The organism is Lacticaseibacillus sp. YLM2-1 (assembly GCF_056583465.1).
This window is the reverse complement of record NZ_CM152617.1, coordinates 1,754,637-1,779,935: the sequence shown is the minus strand read 5'-3', so window position 1 is coordinate 1,779,935 and position 25,299 is coordinate 1,754,637. Positions and strand designations below refer to the sequence as shown.

Sequence of the window (25,299 nt, the reverse complement as noted above, 5' to 3'; positions counted from 1 at the left end):
CGGCATTTTGTGTACAACTGATACTACATCTTGGGGGTGAAACGTGATACGATGAAAAAAGTGGATTCACAAGACTAAACAGCTGGGTGCGTGACACCACGTGGGTTGGCGCACCCTCAAGGAAGGCAGACATATGATCGAAAATAAATTACCCCAAAATCCCAAACCTAAAGAATGGCTTGCCAGTGAGCTTTCACAGCAACGTATCGCCGATTACAAACCGTTTAACTTTGTTGACGGCGAAGGGGTTCGGTGTAGTTTATATGTCTCCGGTTGCCGTTTCGCTTGCCCTGGTTGCTACAATCGGGTTGCACAAAATTTTCGTTATGGTAAACCTTATACGCAAGAACTTGAGGATCAAATCATGACCGATCTTAGTCAAAGTTACGTACAGGGTCTGACGCTGCTAGGCGGCGAGCCTTTCCTCAACACGCAAGTCTGCATTCGCTTGTGCAAACGAATTCGTCAAGAATTCGGGCATGAGAAAGACATTTGGAGCTGGAGCGGCTATACGTATGATGAATTGATTCAGGATTCAGACGATAAACTTGAGTTGCTAAAATTGATCGATATTTTGGTTGACGGTCGCTTTTTGTTGGCGCAAAAGGATCTGACCTTACAGTTTCGTGGCAGTGCTAACCAGCGCATCATTGACGTACCAGCAACAATGGCGGCTGGCGAAGTCAAGTTGTGGAAAAATCTGATTCGTTAGTTCGTTCAGGCAATTCGAAAGACATTAAGATAATCTATTAAAAAATCGGCACCAGAGGCTGCTTGCCTCTGGTGCCGATTTGGTTGAATAGGTGGCTCTCAATTTTGAGATCTAGGGTTGATTCAACTACTTGATGCTATCTTATTCGTCAGCTGTCTGGATGTGACCTAGTCTGGGTTTGCAAAGCAATCGCGTGGGATTCAGGATGGTGCACAGTTTGATCGGCCTCACCATAATAGCTCACGTAAGGAAAATGGATTGTGACCGTGGTACCTTGATTGATTACCGAGGTTAACGACAAGTGATGGCCAAGTTTTTCAGCTAACTTTTCAGCCAAGAACAATCCTAATCCCGTTGACTTATGATTCGAAAGGCGCCCATTACTACCCGTGAATCCCTTCTCAAAAACACGATGTTGCTCATCTTTGGGGATGCCGATACCGGTATCAGTAATCTGTAGTTGCGTTTCCTTCCCAGTGTTACGAATGAGAGCCGTGATACGGCCTCCTTCTGGCGTATATTTGACCGCATTGGAGATGAGCTGAGCAAGAATAAAGCGAAGCCACTTGTTGTCTGTCAATACGATTTGATCGGTGCCATTCAGTCTGAAAGATAGTCGTTTATTGATAAAGCCGTTCCGCTGGTTGGCGACTACGTCATTGATGAGCGGGCGCAATGATGTCTCATGCAGCAAATAATCCTTTGAAAAGCTGTCGAGACGCGAGTAATACAAGACTTGCTCGACATAAAATTCGATTTGATCCAATTGCAGATTCAAATTATCCAGTTTGTCATCAGGTACTTGCCCCTCAAAACTTTCGGCCAGCAACGTCACTGCCGCGAGCGGTACTTTGATTTCGTGCACCCAAGAATCAATGAAGTCTTTTTGATCTTGCTGTTGTGCTAGCAGGGCAGTTACTTGTTGGCGATGCTGGGTCAAAATTTGATTGTACGTTTTCGTCACAAGTTGTTCGGTTGCGGATTCACCGCCAGGCAAGGGCCAATCTAACGCAGCCTCCTGAGCATCGATCCGTTCCTGAAGCCGAGCTGCGAACCGCCGTACTCGCCAATACCGTGCGATCAAAAAAGCGCTGGCCAATAGTGTCACTAACAACACAGCGTACCAAAGCGTCATGGCCTTAACGCGATGCTGCGGGTCAAGCCAGATGATCAAGGCCGCCAGACCAACACAAAGAATATAGCCTCCAATCGGGCTTAAATGATCCTTTAAATAATCACGAAACCGCATCTGCCAGCCTCCTAAGGAACGATGTAACCTTGTCCAACCTTGGTTTGAATATAATCTTTCAACCCGGCTTCTTCGATTTTTTTGCGCAGGCGATTAATGTTGACGGTAAGTGTATTGTCATCAACAAATCGCTCGTCTTGCCATAAGTCCTTTAATAACCGGGAACGGCTGACGATTTGACCGTGTTGCCGGATCAAGATTTGTAACAGTTTATATTCATTTTTTGACAGGTTAATTTCGTTTTCGCCAATTTGTGCCATACCGTTTTTGAGGTTCAACATCAAGCCGTTGTGTTCCAAAACATCGGTTCCTTGATCAGCATAATTGTAGGTTCGTCGAAGCAAGGCGTTGATTTTGGCGATCAACACTTCCATGGCAAACGGCTTATTCAAAAAGTCGTCAGCGCCCATATTCATTGCCATGACCATATCCATATTCGTGTTACGACTGGAAATGAAAATCACAGGGACCTTTGATACTTCACGGATTTTTTGAACCCAATAATAGCCGTCAAAAACTGGTAGATTAATATCCAATAAGACTAAATGGGGTTTTTCTTGCAAAAAGTCATCAAATACAGCATTAAAATCGGTTACCACAACTGGATCAAATTGCCATTTTTTTAAGTTATCAGCGATCAGCCCACTAATCGTCTGATCGTCCTCTACGATCATGATTTTAAACACGTGACCAACTCCATTTCTGCTCTAATGGTATAAGTTTTGGGAAGGAAGCACAAGCGCGAACAAGGTCAATAAGACCAGTTTTTATGAGCTGGGTTTGTCCGGCTTTTAGGAATCCGCAATCTTCTAATAAATAAGTTTTCAGGATTTACTTTAAAATGTAAACTAAGAGCAACAAACCCGAGATTCTTTGTCTAACGGGAGTTGGCAGCACATGCATAACACGTTTTTGGTATGATAATGGCGGAGGTGCGCGATGGCAATTCTTGAAGTATCTAACTTGAGCAAGATTTTTGGACAACGGCATGATCGAGTTCGTGCTTTGAACGACCTTAGCTTTCAGGTCAACGCGGGTGAGTTCGTCGGCATTATGGGACCAAGTGGCGCCGGAAAGTCAACATTGCTCAATATTTTAGCAACGATTGAGACGCCAAGTACCGGAAAAGTCAATATTGCAGGGAACGATCTTGAGGCCCTTAATGAACGACAACAAGCGGCTTTTCGTCGAGATCATCTTGGCTTTGTGTTTCAAGACTTCAACTTATTAGATGATATGACAGTGACGCAAAATGTTTTGTTGCCGCTAACCTTGCAGCAAGATCTTCAGCCTGATCGTGCTGAACGATTACAGACAGTCGCGAATCACCTTAACTTAACTCCCATTCTGGAGGCTTTTCCGGGGGAGTTAAGTATGGGACAACGACAACGCGTCGCGGCTGCTCGCGCTGTGATCACCCAACCCGATCTTTTGTTGGCAGATGAACCGACTGGCAGCCTCGATTCATTAGCAGCAACTGATTTTTTAAACTATCTGCGTCAATTAAACGAAAAAGAAAAAACCACGATATTGATGGTGACGCATGATCCCTTCACCGCGAGCTTCGCAAGTCGCATCATCTTCATCAAAGATGGGGCATTTTTTGCTGAAGTAACGCGTGGTAAGTCCCGCCAGCAGTTTTTTGACCGAATTATTGATATGGAAGCAACTGTCAGTGGAGGAGGCCATACCCGTGTGGCATCTGATTAAGACAAATTTACGGCGCCATCGTCACGAGGATGGCTTGCAGGTACTGGTGGCAGCATTGATCAGTGCCGTTATGTATGCCATTGGGGCGGTTGCGAATAATGAACCGATTTTGAGCGATGCCAGCAAGCGGCTTGGGGATCTGGATATTGTTCCGATTCTATTGATGATTGTGATGATGGTCTTAGCACTTTTTGCGATCAGTTTTTTGCTTTATTTCAACACTTTACTCATTGCTCGTCGTGATCGAGAGATTGGGCTATATCGTTTGCTTGGTTTGTCTGGGGCCAAATTAGGATTGTTAGTCTGTATTGAGAGTTTAATGATCGGTATATTCGGAATGGCTCTGGGTCTCATACTCGGATTGATTATCTCACCTTTATTGGGCATGGTGCTGATTCGATTGATGGCCTTGCACACACCGATTAGTTTGATGCTCTCTTTCCCAGCTATGGTTGATGTCGTGATTTTAATGGGCGTTGTCTACCTATTAGTGGGCAGCATCAATGCCATTTATGTTCAAAACCCATTGCGTAATTTTATTCGCCAGCAGGATGTCTCGGCCGCTCCCAAACCGCAAACATGGTGGCGGTTTTCCCTTGGCATTGCTGGCGTCGTTTTGTTGGCTGGCAGTCTGTTTACGATGGTCCATTTGTTACCAGTTAGTGGCGTGTTGATGCATATACTGCCGCGAACTCAGGGGCGTTTGATTCCACCATTGTTAATGGGATTCATGCTAGTGGCTTTGTTGCTGGGACTTTTCCTCGTTTTTGAGGAGTTTCTGCCTGGCATAGTGGCTTGGTTCCAGCAACGAAGTCAAATGAAGACGCGCAATGCGCATGCCATCTCAAGACATTTGATCATTAAACGACTTCAAGGGAACGCGCATTCATTGTGGCTAACAACATTGCTGTGTGCGATTACGATTACGATGCTTGGCAGTTCTGCTATGTTGTTTCAATATAATCAGGATCTGGTTCAGCGCGAGATTCCGACGACTGTGGTTGCAGCAGGGGCAGGCGTGGATAATGTCACGAAAATTTTAGCAAAAGCTAAGGTCAAACCAACTCAAGCAATTATCCTATCTTCGAAACTTGTGTATGCCGAAATTCGACTAAGAGATCAGGCCGATCAGGTCCGAAAACAACCTGGTGTTTATAATGTGATTGCGATGCGGGATTATCAACGCGCTGCCCACTTACAGCACTATTTAGCTCCTGTTAGACTTCGTGGGAACGAAGCACTTCTAATGCTGCCAACGCGAACCAGTTTCCGACCAGTCGGTGCCCGCCGCAATCCTGATCGAGCCATCATATTGCCGGGTAGCGATGCGTCATTATTGTTAACACGAACAACCAATCTTTTCCCGACCGGCAGAAACAATTTTTTTGACCGGGGGTTGCTTGTCAGTGATCGGACGTTTGACATGCTTGAAGGAACGACTGATCGATTGTATATGGCTCGCTTACCTAAGTCCAAAGCAACCGCCGCTGCGTTGCGACAATTACAGCACTTGGAGAATAGTCAAAATCTTCAAGAGTATGTCAATATTGGCAGTTCTGAGCGGGATGGCAATGATTTGAGAGTGACAGATCGAGCCAGCACTACCTTGAACTTTTGGCGCAATCCGTTGGGAATTCAGTCCTTCCAGCAGGGAATTGTGAACACTTTGTATGGCTTTTTGTTCTTTCTGATTTTATTGCTCGGCGGCGTTTTTGTTGTGGCTACGGGTAGCATTTTACTTTTAAAACAGGTGATTGCAGCTCGCCAAGAGGCCCGACATTTTCAAATTTTAAAACATCTTGGTATGGATCCGAGGCAACTCCGTTTAACGATTTATCGGCAAGCTGCGGTTGTCTTTGCGGTACCGTTTCTTTTCGGGACAACAATTGGGCTTTGTATGATTAGTGTTTTGACAACTTATCTTGATAATCCGCCTTCGCGTTATTTGGGTTTGATGATTTTGATCTATGCAATTATCGATTGGCTTTTTTATGAGGCAACTGTGCACATTACTGCCCGCATGGTAGATGAACCTGTTTCCCGTTGGGCGATTGATTAGCTGCTGCGCTATCCGTGGGCTATCTGAATAATTACACAAGCGAGTGCATTCTTAAAAAGCGCATTAGGCGCCAATAAAAAATCCGAAGTGATTGACTTCGGATTTTTCATAGGCGTTAACAAGCCGTCTATGTAACTTATTTAGTTTTTCTGATGCGGATCAATCACCGCATAGCCAGCCTGATGGAAGCCGTTTGCGGAGGCCGCGCGACGAATGAACTCCTTGACTGCTGACAAGGCCGGCGTATTCTTAAACTCGTAGTAGTCGTTACTGGATTGCCAACCTGATACGACCACAAAGTCGTCTGGGTGTTTGACTTTCTGGGCGACTAAGACTTGAGTCTGACCAAGAAAAATATCATGCTTATCAATGAGATCCTTAATTTTGGCAAGGAAAACTTTCACGTCATCGCTACTCAAATTAAAGTACATGAAGTGAATATAACCATTGTCGGCGGGCGTACCTAAATCCGCAAGGGTTTCATATTGCAAGGGCGCGGAAAAGTGTGCTTTTCCGCTGGGGTCATAGATCATGTAATCCAAACCCTCTTCAGCTGGTTTCAACAGTTTCAATTGCGGGTCATGACGTTCGTCTAGCAGTTTGACAAGGAACGACTTGCTGCCGAAGACTGTTTGTATTGTGGACATTCTGACCACCTCCAAATCCATTATAAGCTTTTTGAATGGTTTCACATTGAAAGGAAGGAAAAACAAGATGAAATTGACAGTTTTAGGTTATCTTGGCGGCTACCCAGATGCGGGTCACGCGACCAGCACTTACCTTATTGAAAGTGGTGACTATCATTTATTGATGGATTTAGGTAGCGGCGGCTTGCTTTCACTAGAGCAGCAGTTTGATCCATTAAAATTAGATGCAGTTTTATTGACTCACTACCATCATGATCACATCGCGGATGTCGGTGTTTTGCAGTACTATTATCAATTGCGAAAAGGGGACAAAAAGGTGTCACCGTTGCCGATATATGGGCATACAAAAGACCCGTTGAACTTTGCCAGTTTAACGTTTGGCCCTTATACAACCGCTAAAGGCTATACGGCAGACAGCACTTTGCATCTCGGCCCTTTAACGTTAACTTTCCTTGAAACCCAACATCCGGTGCCAGCGTTTGCTGTTCGAATCGTTGAAGACGTCACTGGTAAAACACTTGTCAATACAAGTGATACGCGTTATTTCCCGGCACTGGCACCGTTTTCTAAAGATGCGGATCTTTTGATGGCAGATACCAATTTTCTAGCAGATCAGCCACAACCGCGTTGGCATCTCACAGCACCAGAAGCGGGAAAACTAGCCAAAGACGCTCAAGTAAAGCGCTTATTATTGACACATTTGCCACAACAGCTTGATCTTGTCACCTTGAAACAGCAAGCACAGACTGCTGCTGGGGGTATACCAATTCAATTGGCAGAGGATGACTTGACAATCTCAATCTGATACTCTTGATAAGCCTTACTTTAAAATGATAACAAGATGTGTAAATCGAGGTTATTATAACGTGTATTATTTATTGCAAACGAATAAGCATAATTGTTGATAAAATGGACAATAGTCAATATTCGTTAATATGGAATTTCAGCTTTTAAAAAATTATTTTTCTAAATGTGATTGCTTAGCGCCGGTCCAATCTCTTATACTATACCTGTAGAGATGAAAAGTACCTCGTCACGAAAAAGGAGCGAGCGCTAATGGTTATTTTATATACATCCCCAAGTTGTACATCTTGTCGGAAGGCGCGCGCCTGGTTGAAGGAAAATAAAATTCCATTCGAGGAACGTAATATTTTTTCTGATCCATTGAACGTAGATGAAATCAAACGGTTACTGAGAATGACCGAAGATGGCACTGAAGAAATTATTTCAACACGTTCGAAAATCTTCCAGGAGCTGGGTATTAATATTGATGACTTGTCAACTGGTACGTTAATTAAGCTGGTTGCCAAGTATCCTGGCTTGCTACGTCGCCCGATTATGATGGACGATAAACGTCTGCAGGTTGGTTATAACGAGGATGAAATTCGGCGCTTCTTGCCGCGTTCTGTCCGAACAATGGAGCTACAACAAGCACAACTACTTGCAGGTTTTTAAAAAACTAATTATTAATGAGCCAATCATTTGCAAAAACCGTGCCTAATTTGGTGCGGTTTTTGCGTATGAAAGGCGCAAACGCGATGTTACTGCAGGTTGATAAAACAAGTGTTACTAGAGTGAAGATTGAACCAAGTTTGAAGACCGCGCGCTTTACTTGATACTCACGCTAACGTGCGGTAGAATGCCTTGACGTACGAAATCTGCTATAATGTAGTAAGTGGTAATGTGATATTCACAGAAGCCAGGGTTCCGTGACTAAAGTGAGGTGCAGCAATCATGGAAATGGAACGGATTAACGCAAATACGATCCGGGTCATGTTAGGCAACGATGATCTAGCGCAGCGTGGGATCACGGTTTTGGATCTGTTAGGCAATCATAAACAGATTGAGAGCTTCTTCTATAGTATCCTCGATGAGGTCGATAAAGATCATACGTTTGCTACAAATGAGGCCGTGACGTTTCAGGTCATGCCGAGTCAGTCCGGACTCGAATTGCTGATCAGTAAAAGTGGTCAAAAAAACGATGATAGCGCAGCCGATCAGACTGATGACGAAGGTACGGATACCCAGGTGCCTGATTATATTCGTCAGCAACTGCAAGGACTTGATGCCAGTGATCAACAAGATCATCAGGCAGTTGATGAAGGCGGCTATATTGATGCCGACAAAGCACCACAGACTGAGCTTGTTTTGAAATTAAAGGACTTTGAAGATTTTATCAGTTTAGCAGATACATTGCGGCTCGAAGGCGGAAAGAGTGATCTTTATCGTTATAAGAACGCTTATTATCTGGTACTGACCTTTTATCCAAATGAGATTTCGTCTGACGAGGCGCACGATCAAATGGCCGTCGCGATGGAATTTGGCGATCGGTCACCGTTGTCATCAGCGGTGCTGTCTGAGTATGGCAAACGCTTGATGGAAACCAGCGCATTAGAAACAGCTAGGTATTACTTCAAGTAAATGACTAAAAAGACCATCAACGAATAAAAGTTGATGGCCTTTTTTGATGCCCTTATTTGTAGATAGCTAGTTTTCAGCATCATCAGAAAAGCTCGTCAGATATTGCAAAATCTGATCAGCATAACTTGGATGGTGGTTCATTTGATATAGTGTTGTTTTTAATTCACCCAATTGATCTGTGATAATCCCATCCGCATCCATGAAAGCTACTTTTTCCATATCATCGCTGTCATTGACAGTCCAAGCATAGACTTTTTGATCACGATTATGCGCTTCGTCAATCACCCGCATGGCTAACGTGGTTGTTTCAAGTGTGTAACCACTAGCTGGTGTTTCAGGAAAGACGAGCGTATACGGCAAAATGAAAAAAGTTTTCAACTTTGGCACTTGTTTGCGCATGGTTGTGACAACTTGATAATCGAGCGAATGCAACTGATCATGATCGGCTAGAAGTCGTTGCCCGTATAGTTGAATAAAATGATTCATCATTTGCGGGCTGTCTTCAGGTGTGGTCTTAATTTCGATCAATAACTTTTGATGCAGTCGTTCCGCAGCCGCCAAATACTGGTCAAAACTAGCGACTTTGGCGGTGTGCCCATTCTCGCGAGCTGTCAGTTTGGTCATCTCTGATAAAGTCAGCTGATGTGGTTTGGCATCGATACCGGTTAGATCTTTCAGGTTCTCGTCATGCATGACGACAAATTGATGGTCTTTGGTTTCGTGCAAATCCATCTCAACATAATCCGGTTTTTCTTTAGCGGTGGCTTGTAACGCTGGGATTGTATTTTGGACTCCGTTACCATCATCAACCCCGCGGTGTGAGATAGTTAACGGCTGACTTGCCAGTGCACCAGTCAGATAAGCGTAGTAGAAAAGACTGCTGCCACCGATGACTAACGCAATTAAGCCAACGGCGCCAATTCGGAAAAGAAGATTGCGCCGACGTTTTGGGACTCGGGCAATCAAGTCTTGGTTGGGAATGAGCTGAAATGTCTCTGCCTGCGAGGTTCCCAATTGATAAAGCATAACGGTAAAGAACACTGTTAATAGCAACATAACCACTTGCAACACACCAAGGTTGATGGTGGCTCCAAGTAAGGCCCAATGTTCCCAGTGACTGTCCAAGTATGACTGAAGTAAATATAGGCCAATGGTCAGCAAAGTGGTCAGAACAGCTACCGGTATGAAGATTAACAAGACTGCTAACAATGTGCGCCAAGTTTGGCCGCGCGTCATCCGCCAAGTTTTGGCAACCGCTTTTCGAGGAGGGGTTTCGCTCAAAATTAAAGCAGGTAATAATGGCAACAAGCGGACGGCGAGCCAGGTACCCATCATGTAAAGCGCTATGACCAGTAGGCCGAGATACCATCGGGCAAAAATAAAATCGACGATGAAATCGGGAATGGTTAATTTGGCCAGCAAGCTTGTTTTGAAAACAACGCTTGAAAATGGAAAGATTAAAACAAAGTAAGCGATTAAGACAGCGATGGTTGTCGGTGTTAGGCGGCGGGTTTTTTTCAAAGTCGCGATTGCTAATTGAAAGAAGCTTAAGCGAGTTTGCCGATGAATGTTTTGAATGCCCAGAATCAAGAAGGTGAACTGCCAGTACACGAATAACAGTAGTAGCAGCCCCAACAAGGTGAGAACTGCAGCGACCCCGGGATCATGAGTCAGGATTTGCCCGAGGTTCGTCAAGGTAATGTAAGGCACGTGACCAATTCGCAACGTTTGCTGAGCAGCAAAATTAAAAAACGGGATCACAGCTAACCCAATAAATAGATTGGTGACGCTGATGAGCATGATATACGCGCCCCAATGTCGGCTAAAGTCGCCAGCGTTGTGTTTAAAGTATGCCCAAACCTTCATTTTTTCGTTCGTCATTGGGTTTTCAATTGTCCTTTAAAGTCGCTAAGGTTGGTATATCCCTTGGTCTGCATGACAGCCTGAAGTTCACGGCTCAGGCGGGTGAATACGGCCGGTCCTTCTTCTTGAAGCAAGGTGCCAACTTGAACCAAACTCGCACCGGCGAGGATGAGATCATAGGCATCACGGCCATTGGTCACACCACCAGTGCCGATAAGCTGAATCTTCGGGTCCAGCCGTTGTGAAAAGGCACGGACATTGGCTAGTGCGATTGGTTTCGCATAGGCGCCGCCAATACCGCCAAAGCCGCCTTTTGGCTTAATTAACGCTGTGTCAGTTTCGGGATCGATCATGAGGCCGTTGCCGAGACTGTTAATAGAATTCACAAATTGCAACGGGAACTGATTTAAGATGGCAGCCATTTGGTCGAATTGCGCGAGGTCAAAATAAGGTGGCAATTTAACGCCTGCTGGTTTGGTAAAGAACGTGAAGAGGTTGGTAAGCACTTCCTTGGTTCGGTCAAAATCGTAACCGGTTTGGGGTTTACCCGGAACATTTGGGCAGCTCAGGTTAAACTCGACCAAGCCATTAAAATCGGAGTCTTCGATAGTGTGAGCCATGGCGAGATTTTCTTCCATTGTCAAGCCGGCAACTGACAGAAAAATCCATTGACCTGGATGCTTTTCCTGAAACTTCAAGGCGTAGTTGAGATAGTAATCGAGGCCCTCATTAGGTAAGCCCATCGAATTGATAGAGCCGAGTTCTAGTCGAGCATAGCGCGGGCTGGGATTGCCGAGGCGTTTTGCTTGGGTAGCACTTTTAGTGACAAAGGTTCCAGCATCACTTTGTGCCAACGCATCTAAGTCTTCCTCGGTGTAGCAGCGTACACCGCTTGCGTTCATGAACACATTATCAAATTGAAAGTCGCCAATACTTGTTTGCAGGTCAGTCATAAGCCCACTCCTTCATTATTTGCTGTTCCTATTTAAGCATAGAAACACAATAGAAACCAGTCAACGCCTCAGAGCGTGAGCTGACGCGTTTAGAAACCGGCGTGTAAGCGGCCTTGGACGTGATGACCGGGCTTTGGTCATTGCTTCCAAGGTCCTTACACACCAGTTTCTGCGTCAGCGAACGCGTTTTTGAAGCAACAGCGTTCAATTGTCATTCTCGATTCGATTGCACGACCATTCCGTGCAATCCCAAACAAAAAACACTCCCATCACTGGCAGTGCTCTTCTTGAAATGATGACTTAAGAATTATCGCTTAAATCAAAGTTGTTTACGTAAACGCGTTGACAATCAGCGCCGCAAGCGCCACTCCGCCGCTCAGCCAAGTCAGTCGCCGCATCGGTTTTGTTTCGCGGTGTCGCAATAGAGCAATCAACCAACTTACTAGGCCGATCAAAGCTAACCCAACGCCAACAAGAAAAATAACTAACAACAACATTCGAAAAGTTTGCATGTTGAATACCTAGTTACAAAGCCAAGTTATCATTTGGCGTCACTAATCCAGCTAGTTTAGCTGCTTTTTGTCGAATATCGGCAGGCGGTGTTTGTGGCAAGGTAAAATGTGTTTCCATTTTGTGCGGATCAAAGTCAGGCGTGACGCTCACCAATGAATAGAAAACATTGCTGGAAACCGTATCCGGAATATCGGAAAGCGTGTACGCACGAATTTCCGCTTCTTGTTTTGGCAGATGGCTCAGGAAGTCAGCCAAGACCCGATATGAATAATAAACGGTCTCTTCGTATGTTGTCCCGACTGCCTCAGCGTTAGGAATATTTGGAAAACTAATGTGATAACCTGTTTTGGTTTTCTCGTTGCGCGCCACGAAATAATAGTGACGTCCCGTTTTTGCCATCTCGACCACTCCTTCTTTACTAATATTATAGCACGGTGAGAAACATTAACAAGAAAATTGCCGGTACTCATTTTTAAGATTTTTTCTCATCAAATTCATAGAAAAAGTCGCCTTTGATGACCTTTGCAAAATGTAGCCCTCGTGATATACTTATATCCGTTGATTTGCGGTCGTAGTTTAGTGGTAAAACTCCAGCTTCCCAAGCTGGTGTCGCGAGTTCGATTCTCGTCGACCGCTGTATAAGGTTCTGTGAGAAAGAGGAAATAAGGTCAGTTGGCGGTTCTTAGTGAGATCGGATAGTGCAAACGATCACGTCGGACCTGATGGCGCGCTTTTGAGAATCAGTGCTTTGAGTGGACATATTGTCAAGCAGAGTGGTACCGCGGGCTAGGGCTCGTCTCTTCGAACAGGAGAGATGGGTCCTTTTTTCGTGGCATCATCATTTTAGGAGGAAGTTATGGATTTTAAAGAACTTGTTGTTAAGGCACTTGAACCAGCACTTGCCGGTCAATTAGACGCGGCTGCGATCAAGTCCTTGATTGAAACACCCAAGTCATCAGACTTAGGAGATTATGCTTTTCCAACCTTTTCCTTGGCGAAGATCATGCATCGCGCACCAAAGATGATTGCGAGCGATTTGGTCGGTCAAATTGATGTGACCCCGTTTGAACAAGTGAAGGCTGTTGGTGGCTATGTTAACTTTTATCTGGATAAAATCAGTTTTGCCCACGATGTGTTGAAAGTGATCGCGCAAGCTGGCGAGCATTATGGTGATGCTAATATCGGCAGCGGGAATGTACCGATCGACATGAGCAGCCCGAACATTGCTAAACCAATGTCCATGGGGCACTTACGCTCAACCGTGATTGGCAATGCCTTAGCCAACATTCTCAGCAAAATCGGGTATACACCGATTAAAATTAATCACCTTGGCGACTGGGGCACACAATTTGGTAAACTGATTGTGGCGTACAAGAAGTGGGGATCCGAGGACGCTGTCAAAGCCGATCCGATCAAAAATCTATTGCATTACTATGTGGAATTTCATGAGAAGGCCGAGGCAAATCCCGAGTTGGACGATGAGGCCCGTGCTTGGTTTAAGCGGCTGGAAGATGGCGATGAAGAAGCCATTGCGCTTTGGCGCTGGTTCCGTACAGTTTCACTGGCTGAGTTCAATCGAATTTACAAAATTCTCGGTGTTGACTTTGATTCTTACAATGGCGAAGCCTTTTATAATGACAAAATGGCTGATGTGGTGAAGCGGCTTGAAGACAAGCATTTGCTGAAAACTAGTCAAGGTGCCGAAATTGTGGATTTGAGTGCGTATAACTTGAATCCAGCGCTGATCAAGAAGTCAGATGGCGCAACGCTGTATATGACGCGTGATCTCGCTGCTGCGATTTTCCGGAAAGAACATTATCATTTTGTTCAAAGCCTGTACGTTGTTGGTAATGAACAACGCGAACACTTCCAGCAGTTAAAAGCCGTCTTGTTAGAAATGGGTTACGACTGGGCGAATGATATTCACCACATTCCATTTGGGCTGATTACGGCGAATGGCAAGAAGTTGTCAACGCGTAAAGGCAACATTATCTTACTGGAAAATGTTTTGCGCGATGCTGTCGGTCTGGCGAAACAACAAATTGCTGAAAAGCATCCCGATTTACCAAATGCGGATAAAGTTGCGCATGAAGTCGGTGTCGGCGCCGTCATTTTCCATGACTTGAAGAACGAACGCTTAGACAACTTCGACTTCAACTTAGAAGAAGTCGTGCGTTTTGAAGGTGAAACCGGTCCATATGTACAGTACACGAACGCGCGGGCTAATAGCATTTTGCGGAAGGCTGCGATTGACCCGGCGCCTGAAGTGGCTTTAAGTGATCCAGCGGCTTGGGACGTTTTGCGCGCCCTTGGCGATTACCCAAGCATAGTCTTGCGTGCAGCCAAGGAATATGAACCTTCTGTGATTGCTAAGTATGCACTACGCTTGGCAAAAGCTTTCAATAAGTATTATGCCAATGTCAAAGTGCTGGTTGAGGACAGTGAGCTGCCAGCTCGATTGGCGATGGTTAAGGCGACGACACAAGTGCTAACAAATGCGCTGCAACTGTTGGGTGTCGGTGCGCCAGAAGAAATGTAACCTTGCGCGTCAGCAACCGGCAGTGACGATAACGCGCTCGTCAGTCCAGACACCTACGCATAAGGACTTTGGTCACAATGGTCAAAGTACGGCCATCACGTCTAAGGCCGCTTACACGCCGATGTCTCTTGGACTGACTCCCGCGCAACAATAATGGTGGAGGTCATGTGATGAATAAAAGTGAACGCCAAGCGGCCTTAACACGAATCATTAATCAAAAGCCAATCGCCACGCAGGAAGAGTTATTGGCAGCATTAAAAGCGGCTGGTATTGATGCGACGCAAGCCACGATTTCGCGCGACATTCGCGAGATGAAGATCGTCAAATCGCAAGACGCAACCGGGACGTTACGTTATACCATTTTTCGCGGCTCTTCAGAGTCCCAGTTAGAACGGTTAGGCCGCTCAATTCGTGAAGTCGGGCTGTCGATTACCCGGGTACATTTCATGAACGTGATCAAAACGTTACCGAGCAACGGTAATTTATTGGCAGCGATTATTGATGACATCGGTTTTGAGCAAGTTGTCGGCACTATCGCTGGTCATGACACGATTGTCGTGATTAGCCCGGATGAGAAGCAGGCAAAATGGTTTGAAGCGGCTTATCGGCAAGCCTTCAATTCGTAAGCATCTGGCAACATCACAAGCAAAAGAGCTGGGCAACAAGGTCAACCTTGTCAAACCCAGCTCTTTTCGTTGTCACAAAATTAGTGGCCCGCTGCTTGCCATGGTATGTGCCATTACTTTGGCTCAAAATTGTTCAAAAAGGCAGGGGACTGGTCACCGTCAACGTTGTGTCTGATAGCGGCTTTGTGAAGCGAACCTGAAAGGCGTGCAGATACATGCGCTGATAGGTTGTCTGATCAGGGGCATAAAGCGGATCACCTAGGATTGGATAGCCAATGCTAGCTAAATGTACCCGAATTTGATGGGTGCGGCCGGTTTCGAGTCTGAGCGCAACCGTCGCAGTTGTTGACGTTTCTGCGATCCGGCGAAAATGAGTAATGGCCGATGCCCCGTCCGGTCTAATCATGCGTTTACGCTGATCATCAGGATCATGCCCAATCGGAGCCGTTATGGTGCCACTGGCCGCAATTCCCTGCGGTACTAACGCTATATAATCCCGATGCATGGTTTTAAGAGCCAACTGTCGGTTAATGATGGCTTGCGTTAAAGGGTTCTTCGCGATGACCAATAAACCACTGGTCGCCATATCTAGCCGATGGGTAATTAACGCCGGGAAAGGGGCCAGATAAGCGGCTGCCTGGTTCATTAAGGTACCGGTTTCGCCTGGTAAGTTTGGGTGAGTTTTCATACCAGCCGGCTTATCGACAATGAGTAGATCATCATCTTCATAATGAATTGTGAGGGCCGGCGTTTCCGGAACGTAGGCAAGTGGCGTGGGTTCATCATAAGTCATCGTGATAACATCACTAGGCTGTACTTTTTCATTAAAATTACGATAATGACCATTAACTAAAATTGTTTTGGCAACGCGCAATTGGTGTTGCCGTTTACGTGGTATCAACCATGCTTGAAGTTGATCGCGAAGGCTGGCGGGCAGCGTGGCACGTGCAGAAGTTTGAAACAACAAGTGATTTCCTCAATTCATTTGACCATAAAGTTTGCTTAAAAAGATGTCGATGAAATTTTGGCGGTTGTCGCCTATGCTACAATAAACAAGATTCACATTAGGAGGACGGAAATGCAGTTCTTATCACGAATTTGGCAGGGAACACGGTGGTTTTTCCGCCGGTTTCAGGTGATTCGTTGGCTGATTTTAATTGGTCTGACAGTCATGCTCGGGTTCTCTGCTTGGTTTACTTATAAAGCCAAAACCGCCGATGTTGAAAACATCAAGAGTACCTTACAAACAAAAACCGTCATTTATGACGCTAACAACGAAGAAGCCGGCACACTGTACGGCCAAAAAGGGACCTACGTCGAGTTAAAGGCGATTAGTCCGCAAGTACAAAATGCCGTTATCTCGACGGAAGACCGTACGTTTTATACCAATGGCGGTTTTTCAATCAAAGGGATTCTTCGCTCTGCTTTGAATTATGTCATCCACCATGGCCAAATCATGGGTGGTGGTAGTACGATTACCCAACAATTGGCGAAGAATACCTTGCTGACGCAAAAGCAGACGGTGATGCGCAAGGCCCAAGAACTATTTATGGCCATCCAGTTGAATAAAGTTTACTCCAAACAAGACATTCTTGCGATGTACCTCAATAATGCTTATTTTGGCAATGGGGTCTGGGGGGTTCAAGATGCTGCTAAGCGGTATTTTGGCAAAGATGCCAGCCAGCTTGATGCGAGTGAAGGGGCAATTCTGGCGGGGATGTTACGGAATCCTAGCTACTATAACCCCGCTGATCACATGGACAATGCTTTGTCGCGCCGCAATGTCGTTTTGCAATTGATGGTGGACAATAAGAAGCTCACGCAGGCGCAGGCCAATGCGGCAAAAGCGCAGTCAGTGCAGGTTGTCGATACTTTTTCAACGGCCAACAGTCAAAAATATCCGTCTTATTTTGACTCCGTCATTGAAGAGGCGCGCAGTGAAGGTATTAGTGTCGATGATATTTTGAACAAAGGTTATAAAATTTATACCAATTTGGATCAAACTTATCAACGCAACCTTCAAAACAGCTTTGCTCAAGACTGGGCGTTTCCGGCAAATGCCGCAGATGGTAAGCAGGTTCAAGGGGCTTCCATCGTGCTTGATCCGAAAACAGGCGGTGTCAGGGCGGTCGTTGGTAATCGCGGTGAGCATACCTTCTTAGGGTTTAACTACGCAACACAACTTCGCAATTCGCCGGGTTCCACGATCAAGCCGTTGATGGTTTATACACCAGCACTTGAAAATGGTTATCATTATGATTCTGTCTTGAAGGACGAGAAACTTAGTTACGGTAAAAATAATTATACGCCGACCAATGCAACCGGCACCTATTTAGGTACTGTCCCGATGTATAAAGCGTTGGCCGATTCGATCAATGCGCCGGCTGTTTGGCTGCTTAATAAGATTGGTGTACAAAAAGGGGTCACTAGCTTAGATCGGTTTGGCATCCAACTAAAAGAAAGCGATCAGAATCTTGCTGCTGCACTTGGTGGCCTTAAAAATGGGGTTTCACCGCTGATGATGGCACGGGCCTATGCGGTGTTTGCGAATGGCGGTAAATTGCCAACGACTCACTTCATTCGCAAAATTGTCGATGCGTCAGGTCAAACGGTGGTCGACAACTCACATCCAACGATGCGTCAAATCATATCAAAAAAAGTGGCTCAGGAAATGACGAGCATGATGATCGGAACGTTTAACGAAGGGACCGGTCAAACTGCTAAACCAGCTGGCTACACAATCGCCGGGAAAACTGGCAGTACTGAGGTCCCAAGTAGTTGGGGCTACGGCACTAAGGATCAGTGGGTCATTGGTTATACGCCAGACATTGTAAATGCGACCTGGATTGGTTACCCGACAACCGACAGTCAGCATTTCCTTCAAGGCACCAGCACGTCTGGGGTAGCACCGTTATTTAAACTCGAAATGACGAACCTAATGCCGAATACGCCACAAACCGCGTTTGACACGAAAGATGCCGCACAAATGGCTAGCATCCAAACACCATCCAGTGGCGACAAAACATGGCAAGGAATTCAGGATAGTATCGAGAAAGGCATAGACAGTGCCAAGCAAACTGTGGGACAATGGTATGATAATATCAAGGGCTGGTTTAAATAGGCTCAAAAAGTGAGGTAAAGTATGGCAAATGTTTACGACACCGCTAATCAGATGGCGGCAGATATCAAGACAACACAGGAATTTCAGGATCTCAAGAAGGCGTTTGATCTCTTGAAGCTGGACACCGTTGCTTACGGTTTGTTCCAACAATTCCAACAAAAGCAATATGAGATGCAGCAAAAGTCAATGCAGGGACAAGATTTCACGGATGATGAAGTGAAGTCATTGCAAGAACTTGGCGACAAGATGCGCGACATCCAGCCGATCCAAAATTTGATGGCAAAAGAACAAGGCCTATCTCAGATGATGGACGAATTGAACAAAATTATTTCCCAACCAATTATTGATGTCTATCAAGGCAAGTAATGACTGGTGATTGAAGGATTTCCGTTGATTGCGGAGATCCTTTTTCTTTGGAAATTCATGCGCATAGAGAAGGCTGAGCGTGTCGCGACAATGTTTGAACTAAACTTGCTGGCAAAAGGCAATTCATAGGTGGTGCATTTTCTTTTGCAGTATCCAACCATTATTTTTAAAAAGGGTTAGGTGCCAGCTCTTACTCGAGCGCTGACTCGTCCTTGGATGTGCTTAACATTTGTATGACAATGAAGCATGGTTTCTCATACACTCAAGCACCAACCTTCCTTGTACTTTATCATTGATATCTGTATGATTTAAGTAGTGTGAAAATTCAAGGAAAAGGTGACGACCTTGGTAAAACGGCTTTTCGATTATCATAATGAAGAAGATGTTCGGCTTCCTGTGCTGATTAAATCAGCTGAAGTGCGTGTCGCAAAGAATGGCAAAAAATTTATTGCGATGATTTTTCAAGACAATTCAGGACATATTTCAGGTAAGTTCTGGGATGCTAGCGACAATGACATTGCTCAGTTTAAGGCTGGCGAAGTCGTCCAATTGTCGGGTAAGCGTGAATTATATCAAGGCAATCCGCAAATTAAGATTTTTTCATTGCGGTTGGCAACCCAAGAGGAAGGCAATGATCCTAAATCCTTTGTTGAGCGGGCGCCAGAAGCACCCAGTGATATGGAAGAGGAACTGAACAGTTACATCTTCGAAATCACCAATGCTAACTGGAATCGAATTGTCCGTAAACTGATCAATGATCACAAGAAGGCATTTTTCAGTTATCCGGCGGCCAAGTCAAATCACCATGCTTTTGCTGGTGGTCTCGCTTTTCATACGCTAAGCATCTTGCGACTTGCTAAAAGTGTCGTTCAACAGTATTCGAGCTTGAACAAAAGTTTGCTATATGCAGGCGCAATTTTACATGATCTCGGTAAGACCATTGAGTTAAGCGGGCCAATCTCAACTGATTACACGGTTGAAGGCAACTTGATTGGTCACATCGTTCTCATTGACGAGCAGATTGTCTTAGCAGCACAACAACTTAAAATTGATATCAACGCTGAAGATATGCTCTTACTACGTCATGTCGTGCTTGCACATCACGGATTGCTTGAATACGGCTCGCCGGTGCGGCCAGAGCTGCTTGAAGCGCAAGTGTTGCATGATTTAGACGAATTGGACGCATCAATCAATATGATGACAACCGCCTACCAACATGTTGATCCTGGTACCTTCACAGAACGACTTTTCGGTATGGACAATCGTCGCTTCTATCGACCTAAAAATGGTCAAACTTTTCCGGATCCGCACTAGGCGAATTCAGTCAGTTTAGTTGTAGTCATGTGGTTGTCAAAAGGCTGATAAAGATGGGATAGCGCCTATCTTTATCAGCCTTTTTTTGAGTCCTACAAACAATCACTTGCCATTCATTGCGTCATGTTTGCAACACAAATAAAAGCCTCGCAAAATTAATTGCGAGGCTTTCAAGTGCTAACACTGATTTAATTTTTAGTTTGAAGTACTGGTACTTGAGCTGGTGCTCAGATAGCTTGAAAGAACATCCTTCAAGTCGTTATCCTTAATGGAAACATTTTCCTTCTTAAGCACTTTGGTGATGATACCGTTCATCACCGTTTGGTCGCTCTGCCATGTTGTATAGAGCTGGTTTTCCAAATCTTTCTTGTGTTCCTTCATCGTGCCTTTTTTACCAACGGAGATAACGCGGATAACATGATAGCCATACTGCGTCTTAACCGGTGTTGTGGTGATATCGCCGGCCTTGGTTAACTTAAAGGCTGCTTTCTTGAAGGTTGAATCCAAGCTAGTATCGGTGTTGTCAAACGCCGTCAACTTACCGCCCTTATCTTTTGTTCCAGTATCGATTGAGTTCTTCTTGGCAAGGGCCTCAAAGTTCTTTTCGGTTGGGTCTTTTTGGTAGTCGGAAATGATTTGTTTAGCTTCATCTTCGGTCTTGACCAAGATATGTTGCACGGTGATCTTCGGTTGATACTTCTTCCACTGAGCAGCAATTTGTTTTTCTGTTGGCTTTTTGAGGGCCTTCAAGGCAACTTCTGAGTACAAGGTTGTCCGAATTTGATCCTTAAAACTTGATTCGGTATACCCATTTTGTTCAAGGGTTGTATCGAATGAAGAACCATATTGTTTCTTCAGTGTATTGAACTGACTGTTGACCTTCTTATCAGACACCTTATTCGGGTATTGTTGTTCCAATGCCTTCAAAACAATCATGTTACGCAATGTTGCTTGGCCAGTGGTGGTCTTCTTCATGGCGTCATAGTACTCGTCTTTGGTGACCTTGGCACCTTTCATGTTTGCAACCGTGCTGCTTGAACAACCAGCTAACGTCACTGCTACAAACAAACCAACAACGCCGAGAATCCATTTTTTCATGCAATCACACATCCTAATCTTAAAAGTTTCGGTTAACACTGCCGTCTACTATACCATAACTTACTGCCGCACGCGGATCTTCACATAAGTTTCACGAAACCGTCACGACTTAATTGATGGGCATCGCCAGCAATTTTCAATGTTTTGGTAAAGGTTCACGCTGATCGGCAGTCGGCATAGCATCAAGATTGCTGACAGCATCATTGATATTTTCAACATGCTTTTGGATCGCATCAACGCGCGGGGCCGTTTCAAATTCAAAAGTCTCGACCCGATCTGTGATATCTTTCATGGCAGGTTTCAAAGTATTGTTGAGTTCGTCAGATAAATGGGTGAGGGATTGACTGAACTGAGCAACACTCTCACGCACCTGACCAACCCCGTCTGATAAACCTTCAAAGTAGGCCGCGATCTCTTGTTGAAGTTGTGGACCGGTTTTTTTTGCAGTCAACAGCGCATAAACTGTTCCGGTCAGTGCTCCGAGTAAAAAGCCGTGTTTAAATTTCATGCTTGGGCCTCCAGCTGGGTACGAATTTTGTCAGCGACCGCTTCAAGTTTCTCTGTGTCATACTGTGCACTGTGATCGCCAAAGTGCATGCCAAAATCATCTTGATCGCTATAGCGAGGAATCAAATGGATATGTGAGTGAAAAACGCTTTGATAGGCGACCTTGCCGTTGTTATTCAAAATATTCATACCTTTAATTGCCGGGTCACTGGCCTTGATGGCGCGGGCAATTTTTGGCAGACGTTCAAAAACAGCTGCGGCAAGTTCAGTGTCATAAGCGAAAATATCTGGAATGTGAACTTTGGGGACTAATAAAGTATGTCCCGGTGTAACCTGCGTGATATCCAGAAAGGCTTTGACAACGTCATCTTCATATACGGTAACATTGGGGATTTCGTTACGGACAATTTTGCAAAAAATGCAATCATTCATGTTGCTGCCTCATTTCTGCTTGCGCTTTTTTAATAGAAACCTTGATTTCATGCTATCATATCACTAACTGAAATTATACAGATTGGGACTGGTAAGATGACTTTAACAATTGAAGGATTGACCGGTGGTTACGGCAATTTAACGGTCTTGAAAGATATCAACTTTACCGTACCGGCAGGCAAAATTGTCGGGTTAATTGGTTTGAATGGTGCGGGCAAGTCAACGACCATCAAACATATTATAGGATTGTTGACCCCACAAAGCGGGACGATTTCACTTGATGGCAAAACATTGCACGATGATCCCACTGGTTTTCGAGCTGACCTCGCGTATGTGCCTGAGACACCGGTGCTTTATCCGGAATTGACGTTGCGGGAACATCTTGAAATGACCATCATGGCTTACGATCTTGATGCGACGGTTGCATGGCAAGATGCCGATAATATGCTGAAAATGTTCCGACTCGACAATAAGTTGGACTGGTTTCCAGCAAAATTCTCAAAAGGGATGCAGCAAAAGGTCATGATTGTGGCGGCGTTTATGACGCATGCACAGCTTTTTATCATCGACGAACCTTTTACTGGACTTGATCCACTGGCCGTCCATGATCTGTTGGACTTGGTGACAGCAAAAAAGGAGCAAGGAGCGTCTATTTTGATGTCAACCCATATTTTGGCAACCGCTCAACAATATGCTGACGAATTCGTTTTGATCAAAGCAGGTAAAGTCAGAGCAACTGGTGATTTACCTTCTTTGAAGCAGCAATTTGATCTTCAGGATGGCAGCTTGGATGACATCTATATGAAAATGACGGAGGAACAGTAATGGTCGCGTTATGGCGAACTCGACTTCGACAACATGTTCAAGAACAGCAAAAATATTTGCGATTGGTGTTCAATGACCATTTTGTACTGGTCTTGCTAATACTTTTTGGCGGTGCCTTATATGCCTACAGTCTGTTAGTGAAAACATTGCAGCCATCTTGGTGGTTAGCTTTGTGTCTGGCTGTCATTTTTACGGCTTTAATCGCGCTTGGCCAGTTAGCCACGTTGGCGCAGGCGCCCGATCAAGTCTTCTTACTGCCAAAAGCAGAGGCCTTCAGTGACTATTTGTTGAAGGCACGGCGATACAGCATGATTTTACCGGCAACTTTATTAGGTTTTGCGGCTTTGGCGATGTGGCCATTATTTGCACAATTGGGTCAAGATCCAATCAGTGCGACGGTGACGCTGCTACTAGCTGTGTGGTTATTCAAAGATCTCGACTTGTGGCTGCAATTGCTTCAGCGCTATCATCTGCCGATCAATTGGCGACATCCACGACTTGTACTGCTTGTCATCACATTCGCAGCTCTTTTTTTAGGTTTTTACTTGCATCCGGCTGTGGCCTTGTTAGTGGCGCTGACGCTGAATTTGGTCTTCAGATGGCTGCGAAGTTCCTTGTTGGCAGAGGGGTTATTGAATTTCGAAGCTTTAATTGACCTCGAAGCAGATCGCATGGGTCGACTGTATCGATTTTATAATCTATTCACGGATGTGCCAGGTTTGGCAAATAGCGTCCATCGTCGCCGGTACCTCGATCCACTTTTGAAGGTGGTTAAGCCAAGCAAGACAGAGACGTGGGCATACTTGTATCTGCGCGGCTTTTTGCGTGGCGGTGAGTATCTTGGGTTGTACTTGCGGCTACTGGTGATCGGCGCGATTATCGTGGCGGTTTTGTCTCAGTGGTGGCTGTTGCTTGGTTTTGCGATTCTATTCTTGTATATGGTTGGCTTTCAGCTGTTGCCATTCTTCTTCCAATATGATGAAATTGTCTTCACGCACTTGTATCCAGTAGCACCAAATCAAAAACTGGCGGCCTTTGAACGGCTTTTGATGACGTTGTTGCTGCTTGAAGTGGTTGTTTTCACACTGGTTGCGTTGATCCGACTGCAGTGGCTCGCCGGGTTGACGATATTTGTTGGCGGGACTGCATTTGTTTGGGGCTTCACGCGATGGTATGCACGTGTTCGGTTGAAGGTACATGATGCGATGCGTTGAATGACAGACGCGCCTGTTCGCACTCTGCCTAAACGTGTTCACAGGCGCAGAAACCTACACATAAGGACCTCAAGCACAATGGCCAAAGTGGCGGCCATCGCACTTGTGGCCGCTTATGTTCCGGTTTCTAAGCGGGCCAGTTTGCGCTCTGCTCTTGACGTGAATTTCGCAAGTTAGTAATATTGAGCGTGGACGCACGAGCGCCTGGGAGTGTCTTTTTGATGTTGTGAATCATTCCTGCGGCCAGAAGTAAGGAGTAGTGCCTATGGAGTTTGAATTAGATTCCGGGTGGTCCCTGCAGCCTGCAGGTGGATCCACCGGAAGTGCGTTTCTTGGGGTTTATGCCAATCAAAAATATTTCCTTAAGCGCAATGCCTCGCCGTTTCTTGCGGCACTATCAGTTGAACACATTACCCCGCGGCTGTTGTGGACGCGGCGGGTGAGTACGGGAGACGTGCTAACCGCTCAAGAGTGGCTGGACGGTGAAACGTTAACGCGGCAACAAATGATGTTGCCAGTCGTGGCCAAAATGTTGGCACAGGTGCACCACTCAAGTCTGTTAAAACGGTTATTACGTCAAGTAGGCGGTCAAGTCCTTGATCCTGAGCAATTACGAATCGCACTACTTCAGGATTTCCCAGTCGATGTGGCTGCGCAGCCTAAGATCAAAACGGCTCTGCACGATTTAAAGCAGTGGTTACCGCACACGGATGTGCAAACGGTTTGTCATGGCGATTTGAACCACAAGAATTGGTTACAGGCAGGCGGTCGGTTGTATTTAGTAGACTGGGAGCAGGTGGCGCTGGGCGATCCGGCTTATGATCTCGCGGATGTACTTGCCCACTATGGCAGTCCAGCCACAAGTCACCAGTTTTTGGATGCTTACGGCGCACGACTTGATGAGGATTTGAAACGTCGACTGTACTGGTACGGTGATCTGCATTTGCTTCATGATATTAAGGTAGCAGCCACGCATCAACGATTCGAAGAAGTTGCGCAAGTTTTGCATCAATTCGAATGTTTACAAGCGAGTCGGTAAGCTGTGCTGCAAACAAGCAAGGTCATTCATCAAAAAAGGCCTGAGGCAAAAAGTGATTTTGTCCCAGGCCTTTTGAGCGGTCACGGTGTAC

General features: G+C 45.4%; 26 protein-coding genes and 1 tRNA gene. 16 read left to right on the top strand and 11 right to left on the bottom strand.

Annotated elements, in window-relative coordinates:
• Positions 1-133 precede the first annotated feature (133 nt).
• Positions 134-712 (top strand): anaerobic ribonucleoside-triphosphate reductase activating protein, encoded by a 579-nt coding sequence (gene nrdG / locus AC07KQ_RS08665; protein WP_003576044.1) that lies wholly within the window; start codon positions 134-136, stop codon positions 710-712.
• A 148-nt stretch (positions 713-860) separates the two neighbouring features.
• Here nrdG and AC07KQ_RS08660 read toward each other — a convergent pair whose 3' ends face one another.
• Complete coding sequence (locus tag AC07KQ_RS08660; RefSeq protein ID WP_003579686.1) at positions 861-1,961, bottom strand: sensor histidine kinase; 1,101 nt, start codon at positions 1,959-1,961, stop codon at positions 861-863.
• 11 nt (positions 1,962-1,972) lie between these two features.
• Complete coding sequence (locus AC07KQ_RS08655; RefSeq protein ID WP_003565958.1) at positions 1,973-2,647, bottom strand: response regulator transcription factor; 675 nt, start codon at positions 2,645-2,647, stop codon at positions 1,973-1,975.
• A 253-nt stretch (positions 2,648-2,900) separates the two neighbouring features.
• On the opposite strand from AC07KQ_RS08655, the gene AC07KQ_RS08650 reads away from it, so the two are divergent.
• Together AC07KQ_RS08650 and AC07KQ_RS08645 are read left to right on the top strand one after the other, a co-directional pair.
• Positions 2,901-3,671: an ABC transporter ATP-binding protein gene (locus AC07KQ_RS08650; protein ID WP_016387958.1), complete on the top strand. Its 771-nt coding sequence runs from the start codon at positions 2,901-2,903 to the stop codon at positions 3,669-3,671.
• On the top strand, positions 3,655-5,730 hold the full coding sequence (locus tag AC07KQ_RS08645) for an ABC transporter permease (RefSeq protein WP_016387957.1): 2,076 nt from the start codon (positions 3,655-3,657) through the stop codon (positions 5,728-5,730). The genes AC07KQ_RS08650 and AC07KQ_RS08645 overlap by 17 nt, the downstream gene beginning before the upstream one ends.
• 140 nt (positions 5,731-5,870) lie before the next feature.
• Here the strand turns inward: AC07KQ_RS08645 and AC07KQ_RS08640 are convergent, their stop codons facing one another.
• Positions 5,871-6,377 carry a monooxygenase gene (locus tag AC07KQ_RS08640; RefSeq protein WP_003575469.1) on the bottom strand — a complete coding sequence of 169 codons (507 nt, stop codon included), beginning with the start codon at positions 6,375-6,377 and terminating at the stop codon, positions 5,871-5,873.
• Positions 6,378-6,444: 67 nt separating this feature from the next.
• On the opposite strand from AC07KQ_RS08640, the gene AC07KQ_RS08635 reads away from it, so the two are divergent.
• From AC07KQ_RS08635 to AC07KQ_RS08620, 4 genes are all read left to right on the top strand, one after another.
• Positions 6,445-7,182 carry an MBL fold metallo-hydrolase gene (locus tag AC07KQ_RS08635; RefSeq protein ID WP_003575467.1) on the top strand — a complete coding sequence of 246 codons (738 nt, stop codon included), beginning with the start codon at positions 6,445-6,447 and terminating at the stop codon, positions 7,180-7,182.
• 251 nt (positions 7,183-7,433) lie between these two features.
• Positions 7,434-7,832 (top strand): transcriptional regulator SpxA, encoded by a 399-nt coding sequence (spxA, locus tag AC07KQ_RS08630; protein ID WP_003565949.1) that lies wholly within the window; start codon positions 7,434-7,436, stop codon positions 7,830-7,832.
• Positions 7,833-7,846: 14 nt separating this feature from the next.
• On the top strand, positions 7,847-7,993 hold the full coding sequence (locus tag AC07KQ_RS08625) for a hypothetical protein (RefSeq protein WP_016387956.1): 147 nt from the start codon (positions 7,847-7,849) through the stop codon (positions 7,991-7,993).
• A gap of 118 nt (positions 7,994-8,111) precedes the next feature.
• Positions 8,112-8,798, top strand: coding sequence for an adaptor protein MecA (locus AC07KQ_RS08620; protein ID WP_003579619.1), 687 nt, complete (start codon positions 8,112-8,114; stop codon positions 8,796-8,798).
• 66 nt (positions 8,799-8,864) lie between these two features.
• Here AC07KQ_RS08620 and AC07KQ_RS08615 read toward each other — a convergent pair whose 3' ends face one another.
• The 4 genes from AC07KQ_RS08615 to AC07KQ_RS08600 form a co-directional block, all read right to left on the bottom strand.
• Positions 8,865-10,679 (bottom strand): glycerophosphoryl diester phosphodiesterase membrane domain-containing protein, encoded by a 1,815-nt coding sequence (locus tag AC07KQ_RS08615; RefSeq protein ID WP_016379563.1) that lies wholly within the window; start codon positions 10,677-10,679, stop codon positions 8,865-8,867.
• Positions 10,676-11,614, bottom strand: coding sequence for a dihydroorotate oxidase (locus tag AC07KQ_RS08610; protein ID WP_003579616.1), 939 nt, complete (start codon positions 11,612-11,614; stop codon positions 10,676-10,678). The genes AC07KQ_RS08615 and AC07KQ_RS08610 overlap by 4 nt, the downstream gene beginning before the upstream one ends.
• Positions 11,615-11,943: 329 nt before the next feature.
• On the bottom strand, positions 11,944-12,126 hold the full coding sequence (locus AC07KQ_RS08605; protein ID WP_003565939.1) for a hypothetical protein: 183 nt from the start codon (positions 12,124-12,126) through the stop codon (positions 11,944-11,946).
• A gap of 13 nt (positions 12,127-12,139) precedes the next feature.
• Positions 12,140-12,526 (bottom strand): hypothetical protein, encoded by a 387-nt coding sequence (locus tag AC07KQ_RS08600; RefSeq protein WP_003565937.1) that lies wholly within the window; start codon positions 12,524-12,526, stop codon positions 12,140-12,142.
• Between the two features lie 166 nt (positions 12,527-12,692).
• Here AC07KQ_RS08600 and AC07KQ_RS08595 point away from each other — a divergent pair.
• From AC07KQ_RS08595 to AC07KQ_RS08585, 3 genes are all read left to right on the top strand, one after another.
• Positions 12,693-12,763 (top strand) — tRNA-Gly (locus tag AC07KQ_RS08595).
• A 220-nt stretch (positions 12,764-12,983) separates the two neighbouring features.
• Positions 12,984-14,666: an arginine--tRNA ligase gene (gene argS / locus AC07KQ_RS08590; protein WP_016379566.1), complete on the top strand. Its 1,683-nt coding sequence runs from the start codon at positions 12,984-12,986 to the stop codon at positions 14,664-14,666.
• Between the two features lie 170 nt (positions 14,667-14,836).
• Complete coding sequence (locus AC07KQ_RS08585; protein WP_003565933.1) at positions 14,837-15,292, top strand: arginine repressor; 456 nt, start codon at positions 14,837-14,839, stop codon at positions 15,290-15,292.
• A gap of 133 nt (positions 15,293-15,425) precedes the next feature.
• On the opposite strand, the gene AC07KQ_RS08580 is transcribed toward AC07KQ_RS08585, so the two are convergent.
• Positions 15,426-16,259, bottom strand: coding sequence for an RluA family pseudouridine synthase (locus AC07KQ_RS08580; RefSeq protein WP_003570539.1), 834 nt, complete (start codon positions 16,257-16,259; stop codon positions 15,426-15,428).
• Between the two features lie 111 nt (positions 16,260-16,370).
• Here AC07KQ_RS08580 and AC07KQ_RS08575 point away from each other — a divergent pair, with 111 nt between their 5' ends.
• The 3 genes from AC07KQ_RS08575 (at position 16,371) to AC07KQ_RS08565 (ending at position 20,093) form a co-directional block, all read left to right on the top strand.
• A complete protein-coding gene (locus AC07KQ_RS08575; protein WP_003565928.1) occupies positions 16,371-18,413 on the top strand; it encodes a PBP1A family penicillin-binding protein in 2,043 nt (680 codons plus the stop codon).
• A 21-nt stretch (positions 18,414-18,434) separates the two neighbouring features.
• Entirely contained in the window at positions 18,435-18,779 is a 345-nt protein-coding gene (locus AC07KQ_RS08570) for a YlbF family regulator (protein ID WP_003565926.1), read from the top strand.
• A 345-nt stretch (positions 18,780-19,124) separates the two neighbouring features.
• On the top strand, positions 19,125-20,093 hold the full coding sequence (locus AC07KQ_RS08565) for a 3'-5' exoribonuclease YhaM family protein (RefSeq protein WP_019910587.1): 969 nt from the start codon (positions 19,125-19,127) through the stop codon (positions 20,091-20,093).
• A gap of 195 nt (positions 20,094-20,288) precedes the next feature.
• Here AC07KQ_RS08565 and AC07KQ_RS08560 read toward each other — a convergent pair whose 3' ends face one another.
• From AC07KQ_RS08560 to AC07KQ_RS08550, 3 genes are all read right to left on the bottom strand, one after another.
• Positions 20,289-21,191, bottom strand: coding sequence for a peptidylprolyl isomerase (locus AC07KQ_RS08560; protein WP_003565921.1), 903 nt, complete (start codon positions 21,189-21,191; stop codon positions 20,289-20,291).
• Between the two features lie 136 nt (positions 21,192-21,327).
• Positions 21,328-21,699: a YtxH domain-containing protein gene (locus tag AC07KQ_RS08555; RefSeq protein WP_003565918.1), complete on the bottom strand. Its 372-nt coding sequence runs from the start codon at positions 21,697-21,699 to the stop codon at positions 21,328-21,330.
• On the bottom strand, positions 21,696-22,130 hold the full coding sequence (locus AC07KQ_RS08550) for an HIT family protein (protein WP_003575448.1): 435 nt from the start codon (positions 22,128-22,130) through the stop codon (positions 21,696-21,698). Before AC07KQ_RS08550 ends, AC07KQ_RS08555 begins: the two co-directional genes overlap by 4 nt.
• Positions 22,131-22,226: 96 nt before the next feature.
• Here AC07KQ_RS08550 and AC07KQ_RS08545 point away from each other — a divergent pair, with 96 nt between their 5' ends.
• The 3 genes from AC07KQ_RS08545 to AC07KQ_RS08535 all read left to right on the top strand — a co-directional run bounded on the left by AC07KQ_RS08545 (position 22,227) and on the right by AC07KQ_RS08535 (position 25,208).
• The gene (locus AC07KQ_RS08545) at positions 22,227-22,955 is read left to right on the top strand and encodes an ABC transporter ATP-binding protein (RefSeq protein ID WP_003565914.1); all 729 of its coding nucleotides are present in this window, start codon (positions 22,227-22,229) and stop codon (positions 22,953-22,955) included.
• Positions 22,955-24,169: an ABC transporter permease gene (locus tag AC07KQ_RS08540; RefSeq protein ID WP_016387954.1), complete on the top strand. Its 1,215-nt coding sequence runs from the start codon at positions 22,955-22,957 to the stop codon at positions 24,167-24,169. Before AC07KQ_RS08545 ends, AC07KQ_RS08540 begins: the two co-directional genes overlap by 1 nt.
• A 265-nt stretch (positions 24,170-24,434) precedes the next feature.
• Entirely contained in the window at positions 24,435-25,208 is a 774-nt protein-coding gene (locus AC07KQ_RS08535) for a phosphotransferase family protein (protein WP_003575439.1), read from the top strand.
• Positions 25,209-25,299: the final 91 nt, after the last annotated feature.